Genomic DNA, 16,546 nt, shown 5'->3' with positions numbered 1-16,546 from the left:
TATCCTCGCCGTATCGGCCATCACCGACCATGAAGGCGGGCGAGGACCATGAACCGGCTCATCACCGCGGCGGCCGGCGGGCTGCTGGCGCTGTTCGCCATGTACTGGGACGACTCGCTGCACACGGACGTGGGCCGGGACACCTTCTGGAGCGCGCCGCACGTGTTGCTCTACGGCTCCCTGACGGTGACTCTCGCCGCCACCGCGTGGTGGGGAATCGGGAGGATGCGCGGTCAGGGCCTCCGGGCGGCCTCAGCGGACCCGCTGCTTCGGTGGGCCGTCGTGTCCGCGGGATCCATCGGAATCTCGGCTCCCGCGGACGCGGCCTGGCACATCGCGTTCGGCCGGGACGCTGTGTTGTGGAGCCCGCCCCATCTGCTGGCCGTCATCGGCACGTTCGCCCTCGCCGTCACCCTGCTCCGGGCGATCGCCGGCGAGGGCGGCGGCCCCTCGCTGGTGCTGGGGAGCGGGCTCGTGCTGGCGGCCTCGCTGGCGCCGGTCATGGAGTACGAGTCCGACGTACCGCAGTTCTCGGCCGTCTGGTTCCTGCCGGTCGCCGGGACCGGGATCACTCTGGCGATCGCGCTGATCCGCCGGTTCGACCCTCACCCCTGGGCCATCACGCGCGCTGCTCTGGTCGTCACCGCGGTGCGGCTCGCGGTGATCCCGGTCCTCGCCGGTCTCGGACACTCCACGCCGATCGTGCCGCCGGTGCTCGCCGTCGCCTTCGCGGCCGACCTGGTCCACAGGTGGCGTACGTCCTCGTGGTGGCTCGCGCTCGTCGTCCCGCTCGCCGTACATGCGGTGTACCTGCCGCTGCTTCCCGTCCTGCCGCACGGTACGACCGTCGCGGCCGACCTGATCGTTCCGTCCCTGCTCCTCTCACTGGGCGGCTCGGCACTGGTCGTACTCGCCGCCGAGGGGCTGCCGCGCACCCGGCTCCCCCTCGTACAGGCGACGGGGCTCGCGCTCGCCGCGCTGACGGTGGCACTGCCCCTGCTGTCCGCGGGGCGCGCGGCCGCCCACGACCCCGGTCAGGGGACCGAGGCGGGCCAGGCCCAGTGGCGGGTGACGGTGCGCGGATCCAAGGTCGACGTCTCCGTCACTCCCGAGCAGAGCACCACGGATGGGGCCGCCCTTGTCGCGCGACGGGCCGGGCAGAAGCTGACCGTACCCCTCACATCGTCCGGCAACGGCGTCTACCGCGGGGCCATCACGGTGCCGGAGTCCGGCCGTTGGTTCGTCTACGCCACCTTCCGTGACACCGGGGCGTCGACGACGGAGACGTGGATCCCGGTCGAGTCCGGTTCCTCCCAGCTCCTGCACGAGGCCCGGCCGCTCTACGTGCCTCCCGCCCCGCAGAAGGACGGCGCGGGCCGGACGGCCGCCACCGTCACGCTGTACGGACTGTCGGCGGTGATCCTCCTGGCCGTCGCACGCTCCGGCCGCCGCACCTCGTCACCGGTAGCGGCCTGAGCCACTTCAAGATCTTACGTAGTAGGTTAGTATCCCCCGACCGGGGGTCCGGCGGTCTCACCACTGGGCAGTCACCGCTCTCCCTTCGGCTGTCCAAGCGAAAGAGAAGGTGCCGGTGGACGAGCGTCATGAGTCGGGGATCTGGGCTCCGACAGTCCCCGTTTCCGGCACCCCGCAGACGGCATCGCCGGACAACCCCTCGTGGGGAGTCCCGTACGAGCCCTACGGCCACCCCGCCCACAGCCTCGGTACGGCGGCCGCCGACTACGACCCGCTGTTCGGCTCGATACCCGGCCCGTACGACGTCTGCGCCCCTGATCACCAGCCCCTCGCCTACGGCACGTGGCACTACGGGAACGATGGCTACGCCACGGCTCAGCCATGGGAGGCCTCCGGCTACGGCACCGAGCCGAACGGCCAGTGGAACGAGGGCCATTGGCCGGATCACACCGATCACGACTTTCCCCAGGGGAGCCCGGACGACGCCGACACGCTCGATCCGCACGACGCTGCCCCCCGCGCAGATCTCTGCGGCGTCCCCGCTCAGGAGCCGTCGGGCCGGCCCTCGCCGCACGATGAGCCGGCCGCGCACCAGGCCCGGCCCGAAGCCGAGTCCGCCCCCGGTACTCCGCCGGACCGGCCGACGACGCGCCGCGCGGGCGGCGGTGGCCGCCGAGCGCCTCGCCGGGGATCCGCGTTTCTGACAGTCGTCGCCCCCTCGGTGGCGTTCGTGGGCATGGCCGGCATCGCCGCCGCCTCCGTCGGCTTCGGGGGCGGCGGCAAGACCGCGCAGGCCGCCGCCCCCGACCCGGCTGTCGAACCCTCCGCGGCCAACAGCGGGTTCGACACCCAGCTCAGCACACTCAGCCGGGAAGCCGACGACTTCGCCGAGCGCGCCAGCCGTACGCAGGAGCGGGTCGACCTTGATCAGCGACGGCGTGAGGAGCAGAAGCGCAGGGAGGCCGAGGCGGCGCGCAAGAAGGCCGAGGCGGCCCGCAAGGAGGCGCTGCGCCCGAAGTTCGTGCTCCCCGTCACGCAGAAGGGAGTCGGCGAACTGTTCGGAGCGGCCGGATCGATGTGGTCGAGTCTGCACACCGGACTCGATTTCCCGGTGCCCATGAACACGCCCGTGATGGCGGTGACCGACGGCACGGTCGTGGCCAAGTGGAACTCGTCCTACGGGAACATCGTCGAGGTGACCGCCCCTGACGGCACGCAGACCTGGTACGCCCACCTCGCCAGTGCCCGGATCCGCTCCGGCTACGTCAAGGCGGGCACCGTCATCGCCTACGCGGGCAGCTCCGGCAATTCCTCAGGCCCTCATCTCCACCTGGAAGTCCACCCGGGCGGTGGCACCGCGATCGATCCGCTGCCGTGGCTGCGCAGCCACGGCCTCGAACCGACGTAGACGAGACGTCCGAGCAACCGGGGCGGTGACCACGCATCTCACGCACGGATGGGAACCGGAGAGCCGCGAGCGGTGTACACAGAGTTGAAAGGGATTTGCCGGCGCGCGGCCCAACAGGGATGAGCCGGAGGAGACCGATGCGGTCCCGTGCGGTAAGGCTGTCCCGTCGGGGAGGAGGCTCGGGGCGTGAGCGATGTTCTCAGCGGCGGCCCGGAGCGCCCGCCGTGGAAACCGCCGCGTTGGCTGATCGTGTCAGCGATGGCCGCGGTGGCAATCGCGGCACTTGTGGTGAGCCTCATCGCCGTGAACAGGGAAAGCACCCCGCGGTCGGCAGCGCCCCGGAGCTCGCCATCGCCTTCATCGCCTGCCGGCAGCCCCTTCCCTGACGGTCCGGACGCCTCCGTCGCACGGGATGAGACACCCGGCCTGGTGATCACGGGAGTCGCCCTGGAGCAGGGTGCACTGAACCGGCACGACCGGACGGCGAGTGCCGGTCCATGGACGGTGACGGTGCGGCGTACGGACGGATCGCTGGCGCGCGACGGCGCGGTGGTGACGTTTCCTGTGTCGAAGCCCCGAGTCGGCCGCCCGATCCGGATCGGCGGCGCAGCGGGGTGGGACCGGAACGGTGAGATCGTCTGGCCTCTCGCAGACTCGTACGCGCGTATCCGAGGGGACCTGCCGCGATCGCGGCTAGTGGCGATCGCCACCGCGACCACGGTCGCGTCCGGGCGTCCGGAGGTCAGGGCGCCGTCGGGATTCTCGGTGGTGGTGACGGGCTTCATACGCCCGCACGTCCTGCGGGAGGCACGCTACGGCTCGGGCGAGGTGGGTGAGTCCGAGGAACTCTCCAACGGCCTGACCTTCACCGGCGTGGCCCGCTGCGGCGGCTTCGAGGACCGGCTGTACACCGTGGACTCCCAGCCTGCCGGCACTGTGCGCGGCAAGCCCGCGGTCGTGGCCTCGGGGCTCGGCGGCAACGCCGTACTGGCATGGGAGCCGGAGCCCGGCGTCGTCGCCTACGTCGGCTACAGCGGTGCCCCTCTCGACGACGGCGCCATCGCCGCGCTGCGTCGCATAGCCGAGCGCACCCGCCTGCTGAGCCCGCGGCAATGGCAGGACACCCGCCCCACGACGCTCGACCAGGTCAACGACTTCGGTTGATGCGGCCTGGTCACCGCGCGGCCCAGCACGAGAACCGACCACCTGAGCAAGTCGTCAGCCAGGCCGCGACACGAAATCCCATCGGCCACCTGAACACCGTCCGGCCCCGAAACGTACTAAGGGCACTAGCAGTCAATGTCCACGCGGCGCCCCTGGGCGCTTCGTAGGACGAGGCGGCGCCGGAAGCGCGGGCCCGCCGTGCTCGGACGATCGGGAAGGTGAAGATGGGAATTCTGGCGCTCAGTTGGGCCGTGGCGGTGGTCGCCGCCCTAGTGGCCGCCGTCAGCGCGGTCCGGGTGGCAACCACGGGCGGTGAGGCCCGGTACGCGGCGGGCGGCGACCTGCTGATGGGTCTGTGCATGGCGGCCATGGCGCTGCCGGCGACCGTCGGCTGGTACGCGGGCTACGGCGCGTGGTGGGCGGTGGCGTTCGGCATCCTCGGGCTCGGCGCCGTGGCGATGGCGGTCAAGCACACGCGCACGTGCGGGTGGAAGCACGGCCGCCACTGGGTGCACCTCATCGTCGGCAGCGCGGGCATGGTGATCATGACGCTCGCCATGACGAGTACATCATCCGGACCGGTGCTCGCCCTGGGCGGCTCCTCCATGGCGAACATGCCGGGCATGGAGAACATGGCGAGCACGACCGGCACGCACGAGATGGCCGGTATGGAGTCCATGGAGGGGATGGGCTCAATGCCGGGGATGGACATGTCGGGCATGGCGAGTACCGCTGTCGACGCGGGTTCCTCCGCGGGGTCCGGTTCCCTGTGGCGGTTCGTGATCGCGGCCCTCGCCGTGTACTTCCTCCTTTCGATCGGCGCGTCCGTGTGGGCCAGGGTCCGCGGCACGGGTGGCAGCGGACGGGGAGCCCGCTCCAGGTCCACGTGGGGCCGCTGGCTGCTCGCCATGCCGGACACCGTGCTCGTCTTCCTGGCGTCGCTGACGATCTCGGTGTGGGACAGGACGGGGATGGCGCAGCGGTCCGGGCACGGACGGCGCCGCAAGCTGGGAGCCGCGCCGGACGCGGCCCTGGCGGCCCATATCGGCATGGGCGGCACCATGTCCGCGATGCTGCTGATGATGGCCGCGTGACAGCCGGTCATCGCTGACCGGCCTGGTGACGGCGCCTTCCCGGTGCGGGAGCGCAGACCACCGTGATCGACATCGGCGCCGCATCTCCGGGGACAGGAGTCAGCAGCGACCCGAATCTGCGAAGCCAATTCGTATTCAGGCTTCGGGACGGCGAGAATGGACACAAGCGATCCATGTGCCCGGGCGGGCTCGGACTCCGTGATCACCACCAGCGCAGGCCACCCGCGGGCGCCCGTCCGAAGGGTCCGGTCCTATGTCGCCTTCACAGCTCGGCAGGCGTGTCCTCCCGTTGGCGCTCGGAGCAGCCGCCGTCCTGCTGCTCGCGACCGCCTGTTCCGACGGGGACAACGAACCCGCCACGACTTCGCCCAGCCCGGCCACGTCGTCCTCGAGCCCCTCGTCCGCCCCCGCCGGCGCGGCTCGCATCACGATGGAGAACTTCGCGTTCAGCCCGGCGAATCCCCAGGTGAAGCCCGGCGAGAAGATCACCGTGGTGAACGAGGACTCCGCCGCACACACCGTCACGGCCGCGGAAGGCGACGCCTTCGACACCGGGAACATCGCGGGCGGAAAGTCCGGGACGTTCACGGCTCCGTCCAAGGCCGGCGAGTACGCCTTCGTCTGCACCTTCCACCCGAACATGACAGGCACTCTGATCGTCCGCTGAGCCGGCCGAGGCCATGCTGCCGCGGCGTCAGACCACGGGGACGGCGGATGCCGCGGGCACGCCCATCTCCGTCCTGACGCGGGTCGCTCTCACGCCGAGAAGCCCGAAAGCCACGGCCGGCCCGCCCCGGAGCAGGCCTATGGACCCGGCCGAGAAAATCCGGCGCCCGCCGGCGTCAGCGACCACCGCTCGGGGCGCACCGTCCAGATCCCGGCGGTGCATCCCGCTCACCGTCGCCTCGATGTGACGTTGTCGCCGCAGCTCGCGACGCCTACTAAGCAGATCAGTGGACAGGATCCGCTCCAATCAGATCGCGTGGGCAGCACCACAGGGTGGCGAAATACCCCCAGGGGGTATAGCGTTGCCATCCGTTGGGAGGACAGGGCGGCCAACCGCCTTTCCCGGCGAGCAACCCACGCATCCACACCTGAGGAAGTAGCCATGACCACTGAGACGAGCGCCAGCTCCTGCTGCGGCTCCGGTTCCTGCGGCTCCGGCACGACGGTCGATGTCCAGGGCGTCGGCGTCACCACCGTCTACAAGGTGTCCGGCATGACCTGCGGCCACTGCGAGGGGGCTGTCTCCCAGGAGATATCCGCCCTGGACGGCGTCACCGCGGTCCAGGCCGTCGCCAAGACCGGCGAGGTCACCGTCACGTCCGCCGCCCCGCTCGACGAGGAGGCCGTCCGCGCCGCCGTCGACGAGGCCGGCTACAAGCTCGTCAGCCGCGCCTGACGACGCCTTCGGGGCCACCACGACCCCGGACACGCGAATTCCTCCCGCGCCGGGACGTACCGCTCCGCTGATACGGACGCCGTACGTCCCGGCCTCCCCCTGGAGATACGCATGACCAGCACGGCTCCCGAAAAGACACTCCCCGGCACGGCGCCCACGCCCGCCGCCGAGGTCGAGCTCTCCATCGGCGGCATGACCTGCGCCTCCTGCGCCGCCCGCATCGAGAAGAAGCTCAACCGCATGGACGGCGTCACCGCGACCGTCAACTACGCCACCGAGAAGGCGAAGGTCTCCTTCCCGGAAGGCGTCGAGGTCGCCGACCTCATCGCCACCGTCGAGAAGACCGGCTACACCGCCGAGGAGCCGCCCCCGCCCGCATCCGACACGGGAGACGAGAACGAGGCGCAGGCCGCTCCGGCGGAGGACGGCGAGCTGTCGTCCCTGCGCGAGCGCCTGTACATCTCGCTGGTGCTCACCGTGCCCGTCGTGCTCATGGCGATGGTTCCGGCCCTACAGTTCGACAACTGGCAGTGGCTGTCGCTGACCCTCGCGGCTCCCGTCGTGGTCTGGGGCGCCTTCCCGTTCCACAAGGCGGCCTGGACGAACCTGCGGCACGGCGCCGCGACCATGGACACGCTGGTGTCGATCGGCACGCTCGCCGCGCTCGGCTGGTCGGTGTGGGCGCTGTTCTGGGGACACGCCGGGATGCCGGGCATGCGCCACGGCTTCGAGTTCACCGTCTCCCGCGGGGACGGTTCCTCCTCCATCTACCTGGAGGCCGCGGCCGGGGTGACGACGTTCATCCTCGCGGGCCGGTATCTGGAGGCTCGCGCCAAGAGGAAGTCGGGTGCGGCGCTGTGGGCGCTCATGGAGCTGGGCGCGAAGGACGTCGCGGTGCTGCGCGGCGGCAAGGAAGTGCGCGTCCCGGTGGGGCAGTTGGCGGTCGGTGACCGCTTCGTCGTACGGCCCGGGGAGAAGATCGCCACTGACGGCACCGTCGTCGAGGGTGCGTCGGCGGTGGACGCGTCCATGCTGACCGGCGAGTCGGTGCCGGTGGACGTGACCGTCGGGGACGCCGTCACCGGGGCGACCGTGAACGCCAGCGGGCGGCTCGTCGTCGAAGCGACCCACATCGGCACGGACACCCAGCTCGCGCGGATGGCGAAGCTCGTCGAGGACGCGCAGAACGGCAAGGCCGAGGTGCAGCGCCTCGCCGACCGGATCTCCGGGGTCTTCGTACCGGTCGTCATCTTCATCGCGATCGCCACGTTCGGGGCGTGGTTCGGGGCCACCGGCGACACCGTGTCCGCCTTCACCGCCGCCATCGCCGTCCTGATCATCGCCTGCCCCTGCGCCCTCGGACTCGCCACGCCGACCGCGCTCATGGTCGGCACCGGCCGCGGCGCCCAGCTCGGCATCCTCATCAAGGGCCCCGAGGTCCTGGAGTCCACCCGCCGCGTCGACACCGTCGTCCTCGACAAGACCGGCACGGTCACCACGGGCCGCATGACCCTCCAGGACGTGTACGTCGCCCCTGGCGTGGACAAGGACGAACTGCTGCGACTGGCAGGCGCGTTGGAGCACGCCTCCGAGCACCCCATAGCCCAGGCCATCGCGGTCGGCGCAAGCGAGCGGACCGGAAGCCTTCCCGTCCCGGAGAACTTCGAGAACATCGCCGGCCTCGGCGTCCAGGGCGTCGTCGACGGCCACGCGGTGCTCGTCGGCCGCGAGAAGCTCCTCAAGGAGTGGGCCATCGACCTCCCCCAGGAGCTGGCCGAGGCCAAAGCCGCCGCGGAGACGGAAGGACGTACCGCTGTCGCCGTCGCCTGGGACGGCGAGGCGCGTGGTGTCCTCACCGTCGCCGACGCCATCAAGGAAACCAGCGCCGAAGCGGTGGCCGAACTGCGCAGGCTGGGCCTGACGCCCGTCCTGTTGACCGGCGACAACCAGCTCGTCGCCGAGTCCGTGGCCAAGGCCGTCGGCATCGACGAGGTGATCGCCGAAGTCCTGCCCCAGGACAAGGTGGACGTGGTCAAGCGGCTGCAGAGCGAGGGCCGTACGGTCGCGATGGTCGGCGACGGCGTCAACGACGCCGCCGCCCTCGCCACCGCCGACCTGGGCCTGGCCATGGGCACCGGCACGGACGCGGCCATCGAGGCGGGCGACCTGACCCTCGTACGCGGCGACCTGCGCGTGGCCGCCGACGCGATCCGCCTCTCCCGCAGGACCCTGGCCACCATCAAGGGCAACCTCTTCTGGGCCTTCGGCTACAACGTCGCCGCCATCCCGCTCGCCGCCCTCGGCATGCTCAACCCAATGATCGCGGGCGCCGCGATGGCCTTCTCGTCGGTCTTCGTGGTCACCAACAGCCTGCGGCTGCGGTCCTTCAAGTAAGTACGCAAGCAACGCCGATGACCGAGGCGCCCGACCCTTCCGGCCGGGCGCCTCGGCGCTGGGAGTTCTCCGTATCCGTTCGCTCAGTCATCGCCGAGCGTGTCCAGGAAACGCCCCACATCGGCGTCGAACGTTCCAGCATCGGCACGCGGCCGGTGCGTTCCAGGAGGACGGTCTCCACCGGGACGCCGGCACGAGCAAAGCCGCCAAGACGCGACACGGGCGAGACGGAATCACGACCCGCGTTCACCACACGGCCCGGGCACCGCACCTTCTCGACCCCCGCGAAGGTGTCCTCCCCCGCCACCGCGCAAGCCGTGGGCAGGACACCGCGAGCACCCGCTCCGTCGATCAGCGGCGCCGCCACGACGGGTGGGACACCGGCGGGGTCCCACCAGCCGGGGCCAGAGACGAACCGCCGCAGCCGTGGCGTTGTCGCGATACGACGGCCCAGCGGGGCGGGCGCGGGCACACCCGCGCTCAGCGCCTCGAAGAGGGGGGAGGACAGAGCGGTCACGCGATCCGTGCGGGCGAGGGCGGGGAGGCTCTCCAGTGCAGCCGGCGTCCGCCCACTCCGTGTACGAAGAGGAACGTCTTCGCGCCCGAGCCGTGGCCGACATAGTGGAAACGGCGGCCGTGCAGGGAGAAGTCCCTTTCCCTCACAGCCCAGTCGGTGTCCCGCCGGCCCGGGTCGGCGGGCTTGGCGAAGTCGTCCACCCAAGCAACGGTGCGCTGGTACGGCAGGTTTGACACGCGGTATCTCCCGTGCCGAAGTACGGAAGCGCGCGCACGGGCAGGTCGCGTAGGAGTAGCGCTCTCCTCTGCCTGTGCGCGCGGCTGGTGGAGACGCTTCGAGTCGGGGCTCTGCCCGCCTACGGCCTCGCTGGTCGACGTTTCGCTCCCGGCGACGGCGGTCCGAAGCCGCCGCGCTGCTGCGGACCACCAGGGCCGACACCCAGTAACGGACAGTGCAGCAGCGCGGCTCGATGGGGAGGCGTGTCCCCTCCCTTTCCCGCCAGGAATACTAACCTTCTTAGGGGATGCGCGTCTCCCAGTCGCCTGAATCCCGGTCAGGGCCCGTCGGCTCATGCGGCATCCGGCAGGCCATGGCACGGGAGGGAGGAGCCGGTCAGCCGCAGCGCCCGCCCCAGAGTGCGCTGACGTCGTCCCGCCGACCAGGACGGCGTCAGCCCTCAGCGCCACGGAGGAGCGCACTAAGCCCCGGACCGGGATCACGTGCGCAGGAGCCGCGCGATGGCCTGCGACGCTTCGGTGACCTTGTCCCGGGCCACGTCTCCCCCGGCCGCCATGGCCTCGCGCACGCAGTGGTCCAAATGTTTCTCCAGCAGCTGCATGGCCACCGCCTGGAGACCCTTGGTGGTCGCCGCGACCTGCGTGAGTACGTCGATGCAGTACTGATCCTCCTGCACCAAGCGCTGCAGACCACGAATCTGCCCCTCGATACGACGGAGTCGTTTGAGGACGGCCTCCTTGTCGTCGTGGTAGCCCGGTGGCACCTGCTCAGCCTCGACTTGCTCAAGTTGCCCCATACCCCCCAAGGGTATTACGTGGCAGCGTCGGGCGGAAGGCGAACGCACTCGGCGCCGTCGTCCGTCAACGGCATGCTCTGAACCGGCCACGCCGACCTGCGATCTTCACACACTCGAAGGGCTTCCTATTCGCACGTCCTCCTCCACTGTCAGCCAGCCGTCGCGCGCCTCGCTCCCCCAAGTCCCGGCAAAATACGATCTCGTTAAAGACCTTTCCGTTGACCAACGCACTAAGTACCTTCGCGATGCCGGTCAGTTGGTGACCGGCATCACCTCGTTCAAGGGCCGGTGACCCCGGCCGCACGAGTGGAGGTCCAGCATGCGCAAGACCCACAGACGCACCGGCGTGGGCGTGTTCGCGGCGATACTCTTCGCCACGACCGCTCTCGCCGGTTCCGCACAGGCACATGACGGCGTCTCGGCGACCGACGGCGCCATCGACAACGCGGCGGCCACCCACGGCCACGACCAGCACGGCGGCAACGAAGAACACCTGCCGGCCACGCAGAAGAACGTCCGTCTGGTCAGCAAACTCAAGCTGAGCAACGTCGTCGAGGGGAAGATCGCCGACGTCGGCGTCTACAAGGGCTACGCCTACCTCGCCTCCTGGGGCGGCGTCGGCTGCGACAACACCGGCGTACACGTCGTCGACATCCGCAAGCCGAGCAAGCCCAAGGAAGTCGGCTTCATCCCGGCACCGGCGGGCAGCGCCCCCGGCGAGGGCATCCAGACCGTGCACATCTCCACGCCGTCCTTCAACGGCGACGTGCTCGTCAGCAACAACGAGATCTGCGGCGACACCGGCGTCGGCGGCATGAACATCTACGACGTCACCGACCCCACCAAGCCGAAGACGCTCGCCGAGGGTGTCGGCGACTTCACCCTCGATGGCGAGACGACGGAGATCGCCCGCCAGATCCACAGCGTGTTCGCGTGGGACGCGGGCCGCAAGGCGTACGCCGTGATCGTCGACAACGAAGAGGGCACCGACGTCGACATCATGGACATCACCGACCCGGCCAAGCCGCAACTCGTCGCCGAGTACGACCTCGACGAGACCTTCCCGCAGATCCTCCAGGCCGCCCCGGAGAACCTCACCGAGGTCTTCCTGCACGACATGGTCGTCAAGAACATCCGCGGCCGCCAGGTCATGCTGGCCTCCTACTGGGACGCCGGCTACGTCGCGCTCGACGTGACCGACCCCGAGAACATCAAGTACATCGGCGACACCGACTTCACCGACCCCGACCCCGAGGGCGCCGAGCAGGGACGCACCGTCGCGCCCGAAGGCAACGGCCACGAGGCCGAGTTCACCCTCGACAACCGGTACGTCATCGGTGCCGACGAGGACTTCGGCCCGTACGCGCTGTCGGCCCGCAACCTCGACGACGACACCGCCGTAACCGCCGGACAGGGCATTCCCCTGGAGGCGGGCAGGACCATCACTGGCGGCACGGTCTATGTCGGCCTGGGCTGCAACGACAGCCCCGCCGTCCCCGCGGGCGACCCGGCGGCCGTCGACATAGCCGTCGTGGAGCGCGGCGTGTGCACCTTCACCGAGAAGGTCGCAGGCGTCGAGGCGGCGGGCGGCTACGACGCCGTCCTCGTCTTCAACCGCACCGGCTCGGACGCCTGCGACGCGCAGAGCGGCATGAGCGTCGAGGGCACCCTGCCGACCTTCGGCGTCGCGCCGCGCAGCCAGGGCTTCGCCGCCTTCGACCAGCCCTACAGCAACGAGGACTGCCTCGCCGGCACCGGTCCCGCCGCCCTGCCGGTGGACATCGGCACCAAGGGCGACCGGCTCACCTTCACCTCGTACTTCGACGGCTGGGGCTACGCGCACCTCTACCGCAGCAAGGGCGGGAAGATGACCGAGCTGGACACGTACGCCATCCCGGAGGGCCAGGACCCCGCGTACGCCTCCGGCTCGGGCGACCTGACGGTCCACGAGGTGGCGACTTCCGGCGTCCGGCCCGACCTGGCGTACTTCGCCTACTACGCGGGCGGATTCAGGGTCACGAAGATCAAGAACGACAAGCTCGTGGAGGTCGGCCGCTTCGTCGACGAGGGCGGCAACAACTTCTGGGGCGTCCAGACCTTCAACTCCTACGGCAAGGAGTACGTGGCGGCGTCCGACCGGGACTACGGGCTCTACATCTTCGAGTACACCGGCCACTGAGTCGGCCTGGCCCGGCGGGGTCCTACACGGCGTCAGCGCCACAGCCGGGGCCCCGCCCGGCACGTCAGCCGGTGGTCCTGGAGCAGTAACCGGACACGACGAGCCGCAGCTTCAGACACAGGCCCAACACCTGCTTGAACAGGACCACTTCGGCCGTCCCCACTCCGCACACGGACCGGCAGGGGCGGCTCGAACGAATCGAAGCCACCTCTCGGAAACCCATAACAGGAAAGATACCCCCCAGGGGTAATGAGTCCAGCAGCGGCACCGCCACGGCACCCCGGGCACATGAGGGCCACCCCGCCCGCCCCCTCCGCCAGACCCCCGGGTCAAGGACACCCGAGCAGCTTACCTAAGCTACTTAGAAGCTTCTGACCAAGCTGTCGGCGAAGGAGACAGCCGTGCCCCCTACGGCACCCCGGACACAGTCCGCCCCCACAGCACCGTCGGCGGGCCGAGGCGCCGGCCGTCCACGCGCCCGTCACCGGGGCCTACGGCAGGCGACGGGCGTGATCGCGGCCGCTCTGCTGCTGGCCGCGTGCGGGACGGGCACGACATCCGGCTCGTCGGGCACCACGAAGGCGGCCGGCTCCGGCCAGCAGGCGCTCACCCAGTACCCGGCGGGCAAGCGACCCAGGGCACCGATGCTCAACGGCACGACGATCGCCGGCGACAGCCTGGACCTGGCCGACCTGCGCGGCAAGGTGATCGTGCTCAACGTGTGGGGTTCCTGGTGTGCGCCGTGCCGCGCCGAGGCCCCCGCCCTGAAGAAGGCGTCCGACGAGACACATGACCTCGGCGTACAGTTCGTCGGCGTCGACACGCGCGACACCGACGCGGCGGCCAAGGCCTTCGAACGGAACTACGGCATCACGTACTCCAGCTTCCGTGACCCCTATGGCAAGTTGCTGCTGGGCTTCAACGGCCGCATTCCGCTGTCGGCGGTCCCCAGCACCGTGTTCATCGACCGCGATGGACGGATCGCCGCCCGCATCATCGGCCGGACCACGTACACGACGCTGAGCGAACTGGTGAAGGACCTCGCCGCCGAGAAGGCGGGGAAGTCGGAGAAGAACGGCGGAGGTACGGCCAAGTGACGCTCGCCGCCGGCGTCGGCGACACGGTCATGGCAGGCTCGCTCGCTCTCGCCCTCCTCCTGGCTCTCGCCGCCGGAGCCCTGTCCTTCTTCTCCCCGCGCTGCCTACCCTTGGTCCCGGGCTACCTCTCGTACGTCGCCGGGATGTCCGGCGCGGATGCCGCCGACGCCGCGAGGCACACCGCGCGATGGCGGGTCCTGGTCGGATGCCTGCTCTTCGTGGTCGGCTTCGCCGCCGTTTTCACCAGCTACGGCGCACTGTTCGGCGGTGCGGGCGCCGTACTGCTGACACAGCAGCGCACGCTCGGCATCGTGCTGGGCTCGCTCACCATCGTGCTGGGCCTGGTCTTCGCCGGACTCCTCGACAAGCTGCCGTGGGCCGGGTTCAGCTGGCGCCCCTCCTTCCGGCCCGGCGCAGGGCTCGCGGGCGCGCTGCTGCTGGGAGCCCTCTTCGCGATCGGCTGGACGCCTTGTATCGGCACCACCCTCGCGGCCGTCCTGTCCATGGCGGCCGACAGCGCGAGCGCGGGACGCGGGGCGGTTCTCTCGTTCACGTACAGCCTCGGCCTCGGCATTCCCTTCCTGCTCGCGGCGGCGTCGTTCGACGGCGCGATGCGCCGCTTCACCTGGGCGCGGCGTCACGCGCGAGCCGTGATGCGCTTCGGCGGACTGCTGCTGGTGGCGGTGGGCGTCATGCAGGTCACCGGCTGGTGGGGACAGCTGATCGCCCGGCTCCAGACGCTGATCACCGGCTTCCAGCTGCCCCTGTGAACCGCTGCGGCCCCTGCCCGGACTGGCACCAGCCAGCCGCGTAACCTAAACTACTTAGTAGAGAAGTCATCGATAGGGCCCGTGCGACCCGCCGCCCACCGGGAGGTCCTCATGCCTCAGTCCCTGTATCCGCTACTACTGCTGGCCTGCCCGCTCGGCATGGGCCTGATGATGTGGTTCATGATGCGCGGGGGCTCGCACGCATCGCGGCGAGGCGACTCACCCTCAGCGCAGGCCGACCTCGCCGAGCTGCGCAAGGAGATCGCCGAGCTGCGCGCCACCCAGAACCAGAAGGACACCCGCCAGCCGCTGCGGAACTGAGTCAGAGACCCACAGCCCCATGGCCGCGGCGGCAGTGCCGATCTCCGCACTGCTCTTCGTCGGCATGATCTACGACACCACGCGCCTGATCACACCTCGCCAGACCCATCGGCCACCACTCGCCCGACTCCGAGGGCGGCGCGCGGCACTGGAGGCCGAGGAGCGGTGGTGCACCGGGCTGCTCCTGCACGGCCGGATCGACGGACGCTCCTATCAGCGGCGAATGAGTGGTCTCGCCCGCGGGAACCGCGTCACCCACCGCCGACGCGACGGACGGTCGAGCCGTCATTGCTACTAAGTAGATTAGCGAATTAGGATGGCGGCCAGCCGCCGACCGGAGGCCAGACTCCCCCGATGCCAGGTCTACCGGTCGGCGGTCTGATCTCAAGGAGCTTCCCAATGCTGATGTCAAGCCGCTGCCGTCACAGGTGGTGTGGCTTGGTAGCACGCTCCGTCGCGGATCATGGCCCACAGGACGTTGAGGCGGCGGCGCGCGAGCGCCAGCAGTGCCTGCTTGTGTCCCTTGCCTTTTGCGCGCTTGCGCGCGTAGAACGCCTTGGAGGCCGGGCAGCTCTTCAGGCTGGAGAGTGCGGAGGGGTACATGGCGCTGAGAAGGCCGCGGTGGAAGCGGCGAGGTTTGCGGAGATTGCCGCTGACGCGGCCGGAGTCACGCGGGGCAGGCGCCAGGCCGGCGAAGCCGGCGAGCCGGTCGGCGCTGCCGAAAGCATCCATGTCGCCACCGGTGGCCGCGATGAACACGGCGCCCATCGTCTTGCCCATACCGGGCAGGCTGAGGATCACCTCGGCGTGCGGGTGCTCGCGAAACCGGGCCTCGACGAGGGCATCCACTTCGGCGATCTCCTCATCGAGGGCCATCACCCCCTTCGCGAGGCGGACCACCATGGCGCCGGCCAGCTTCTCTCCAGGAAGGGATGTGTGCTGGGCCTCGGCCGCCTCCACCGCCGTCCCGGCCAGCGTGGAGGCACCTCGGACCTTGCGGTTGCGCAGCCATGTCTCAATCCGCCTGGCCCCGCTGCGGCGGATCGCGGCCGGTGTCTGGTAGCCCGTCAGCAGGACGACAGGACCCTTGTTGGTCAGGTCCAGCGACCGTTCCAACGCCGGGAAGATCTCAAGCAGTTGAGCGCGGAGCCGGTTGATCTGGCGAGTGCGGTCGGCTACGAGGTCGGTGCGGCGGTTGGTCAGAGTGCGCAGGTCGACGGCGACTTCGTCGCCGGGCCGCAGCGGGCCGAGGTCGCGACGCATGCGGGCTTGGTCGGCGATGATGAAGGCATCCTTGGCGTCCGTTTTGCCCTCGCCGCGGTAGGAGGCCTAGGCACGGTGCACGGTCAGGCCGGTGATGAAGACCATCGGCTGGCCGTGGCTCAGCAGCAGGCCGATCAGCAGGGCGGCCCCGCCGCCGTTGAGGTCGACAGCCCACAGGACGTCAGTGTCGAGGGCCAGGACATCGCCGATCAGTTCCAGCAGGGCGGATTCGTCGTTCAGGACCCGGCGGGACAGCAGCCGTTCGCCGTCCTGGTCGATCACCACGCAGTGATGGTGTTCCTTGCCGATGTCCACTCCGGCCCATATCCGGGGCACGGTCACCTCCGCCAGCTCGTCACGTGTTCACAGCCCAGCAGACGACCTCGCCGACGTTGCCCTACGCAGCGATCGAGTCGCATCTCCCAATT

15 protein-coding genes and 1 pseudogene are annotated in these 16,546 nt (G+C 70.1%); 12 read left to right on the top strand and 4 right to left on the bottom strand.

Translation table 11 applies throughout. The annotated features are described in order from the left end of the window. Nucleotides 1-48 precede the first annotated feature (48 nt). The 7 genes from AC5DRG_RS49205 to AC5DRG_RS49175 all read left to right on the top strand — a co-directional run bounded on the left by AC5DRG_RS49205 (nucleotide 49) and on the right by AC5DRG_RS49175 (nucleotide 8,938). A complete protein-coding gene (locus AC5DRG_RS49205; protein ID WP_491806846.1) occupies nucleotides 49-1,476 on the top strand; it encodes a FixH family protein in 1,428 nt (475 codons plus the stop codon). Nucleotides 1,477-1,591: 115 nt separating this feature from the next. Beyond that, complete coding sequence (locus AC5DRG_RS49200; RefSeq protein WP_491806845.1) at nucleotides 1,592-2,884, top strand: M23 family metallopeptidase; 1,293 nt, start codon at nucleotides 1,592-1,594, stop codon at nucleotides 2,882-2,884. A gap of 429 nt (nucleotides 2,885-3,313) precedes the next feature. Beyond that, nucleotides 3,314-4,048 carry a hypothetical protein gene (locus tag AC5DRG_RS49195; RefSeq protein ID WP_491806844.1) on the top strand — a complete coding sequence of 245 codons (735 nt, stop codon included), beginning with the start codon at nucleotides 3,314-3,316 and terminating at the stop codon, nucleotides 4,046-4,048. Nucleotides 4,049-4,272: 224 nt separating this feature from the next. Continuing rightward, a complete protein-coding gene (locus AC5DRG_RS49190; protein WP_491813369.1) occupies nucleotides 4,273-5,142 on the top strand; it encodes a DUF5134 domain-containing protein in 870 nt (289 codons plus the stop codon). Between the two features lie 253 nt (nucleotides 5,143-5,395). Then, nucleotides 5,396-5,809 (top strand): cupredoxin domain-containing protein, encoded by a 414-nt coding sequence (locus tag AC5DRG_RS49185; RefSeq protein ID WP_491806843.1) that lies wholly within the window; start codon nucleotides 5,396-5,398, stop codon nucleotides 5,807-5,809. Nucleotides 5,810-6,250: 441 nt separating this feature from the next. Then, the gene (locus AC5DRG_RS49180; RefSeq protein WP_491806842.1) at nucleotides 6,251-6,544 is read left to right on the top strand and encodes a heavy-metal-associated domain-containing protein; all 294 of its coding nucleotides are present in this window, start codon (nucleotides 6,251-6,253) and stop codon (nucleotides 6,542-6,544) included. Between the two features lie 111 nt (nucleotides 6,545-6,655). Continuing rightward, on the top strand, nucleotides 6,656-8,938 hold the full coding sequence (locus AC5DRG_RS49175; protein WP_491806840.1) for a heavy metal translocating P-type ATPase: 2,283 nt from the start codon (nucleotides 6,656-6,658) through the stop codon (nucleotides 8,936-8,938). Here the strand turns inward: AC5DRG_RS49175 and AC5DRG_RS49170 are convergent. The 3 genes from AC5DRG_RS49170 to AC5DRG_RS49160 form a co-directional block, all read right to left on the bottom strand. Then, nucleotides 8,931-9,455 carry a hypothetical protein gene (locus tag AC5DRG_RS49170; protein WP_491806839.1) on the bottom strand — a complete coding sequence of 175 codons (525 nt, stop codon included), beginning with the start codon at nucleotides 9,453-9,455 and terminating at the stop codon, nucleotides 8,931-8,933. The genes AC5DRG_RS49175 and AC5DRG_RS49170 overlap by 8 nt on opposite strands. Next, nucleotides 9,452-9,691: a hypothetical protein gene (locus tag AC5DRG_RS49165; RefSeq protein ID WP_491806838.1), complete on the bottom strand. Its 240-nt coding sequence runs from the start codon at nucleotides 9,689-9,691 to the stop codon at nucleotides 9,452-9,454. The genes AC5DRG_RS49170 and AC5DRG_RS49165 overlap by 4 nt, the downstream gene beginning before the upstream one ends. A gap of 479 nt (nucleotides 9,692-10,170) precedes the next feature. Continuing rightward, nucleotides 10,171-10,488 carry a metal-sensitive transcriptional regulator gene (locus AC5DRG_RS49160; protein ID WP_491806837.1) on the bottom strand — a complete coding sequence of 106 codons (318 nt, stop codon included), beginning with the start codon at nucleotides 10,486-10,488 and terminating at the stop codon, nucleotides 10,171-10,173. A gap of 319 nt (nucleotides 10,489-10,807) precedes the next feature. Here AC5DRG_RS49160 and AC5DRG_RS49155 point away from each other — a divergent pair, with 319 nt between their 5' ends. The 5 genes from AC5DRG_RS49155 (at nucleotide 10,808) to AC5DRG_RS49135 (ending at nucleotide 15,153) form a co-directional block, all read left to right on the top strand. Beyond that, on the top strand, nucleotides 10,808-12,667 hold the full coding sequence (locus AC5DRG_RS49155) for a PA domain-containing protein (protein WP_491806836.1): 1,860 nt from the start codon (nucleotides 10,808-10,810) through the stop codon (nucleotides 12,665-12,667). Between the two features lie 401 nt (nucleotides 12,668-13,068). Then, nucleotides 13,069-13,764, top strand: a complete 696-nt coding sequence (locus AC5DRG_RS49150; protein ID WP_491806835.1) for a TlpA family protein disulfide reductase — start codon at nucleotides 13,069-13,071, stop codon at nucleotides 13,762-13,764. Further along, nucleotides 13,761-14,534 (top strand): cytochrome c biogenesis CcdA family protein, encoded by a 774-nt coding sequence (locus tag AC5DRG_RS49145; RefSeq protein WP_491806833.1) that lies wholly within the window; start codon nucleotides 13,761-13,763, stop codon nucleotides 14,532-14,534. The genes AC5DRG_RS49150 and AC5DRG_RS49145 overlap by 4 nt, the downstream gene beginning before the upstream one ends. A 111-nt stretch (nucleotides 14,535-14,645) precedes the next feature. Continuing rightward, complete coding sequence (locus AC5DRG_RS49140) at nucleotides 14,646-14,855, top strand: hypothetical protein (RefSeq protein ID WP_491806831.1); 210 nt, start codon at nucleotides 14,646-14,648, stop codon at nucleotides 14,853-14,855. 19 nt (nucleotides 14,856-14,874) lie between these two features. Then, on the top strand, nucleotides 14,875-15,153 hold the full coding sequence (locus AC5DRG_RS49135) for a hypothetical protein (protein WP_491806830.1): 279 nt from the start codon (nucleotides 14,875-14,877) through the stop codon (nucleotides 15,151-15,153). 110 nt (nucleotides 15,154-15,263) lie between these two features. On the opposite strand, the pseudogene AC5DRG_RS49130 reads toward AC5DRG_RS49135, so the two are convergent. Further along, nucleotides 15,264-16,454: pseudogene (locus AC5DRG_RS49130) on the bottom strand (IS110 family RNA-guided transposase). Nucleotides 16,455-16,546: the final 92 nt, after the last annotated feature.

The organism is Streptomyces sp. JLBG701, from assembly GCF_058544905.1.
The sequence above is the reverse complement of the archived record's forward strand: the minus strand, read 5'-3'. Positions and strand labels throughout refer to the sequence as shown.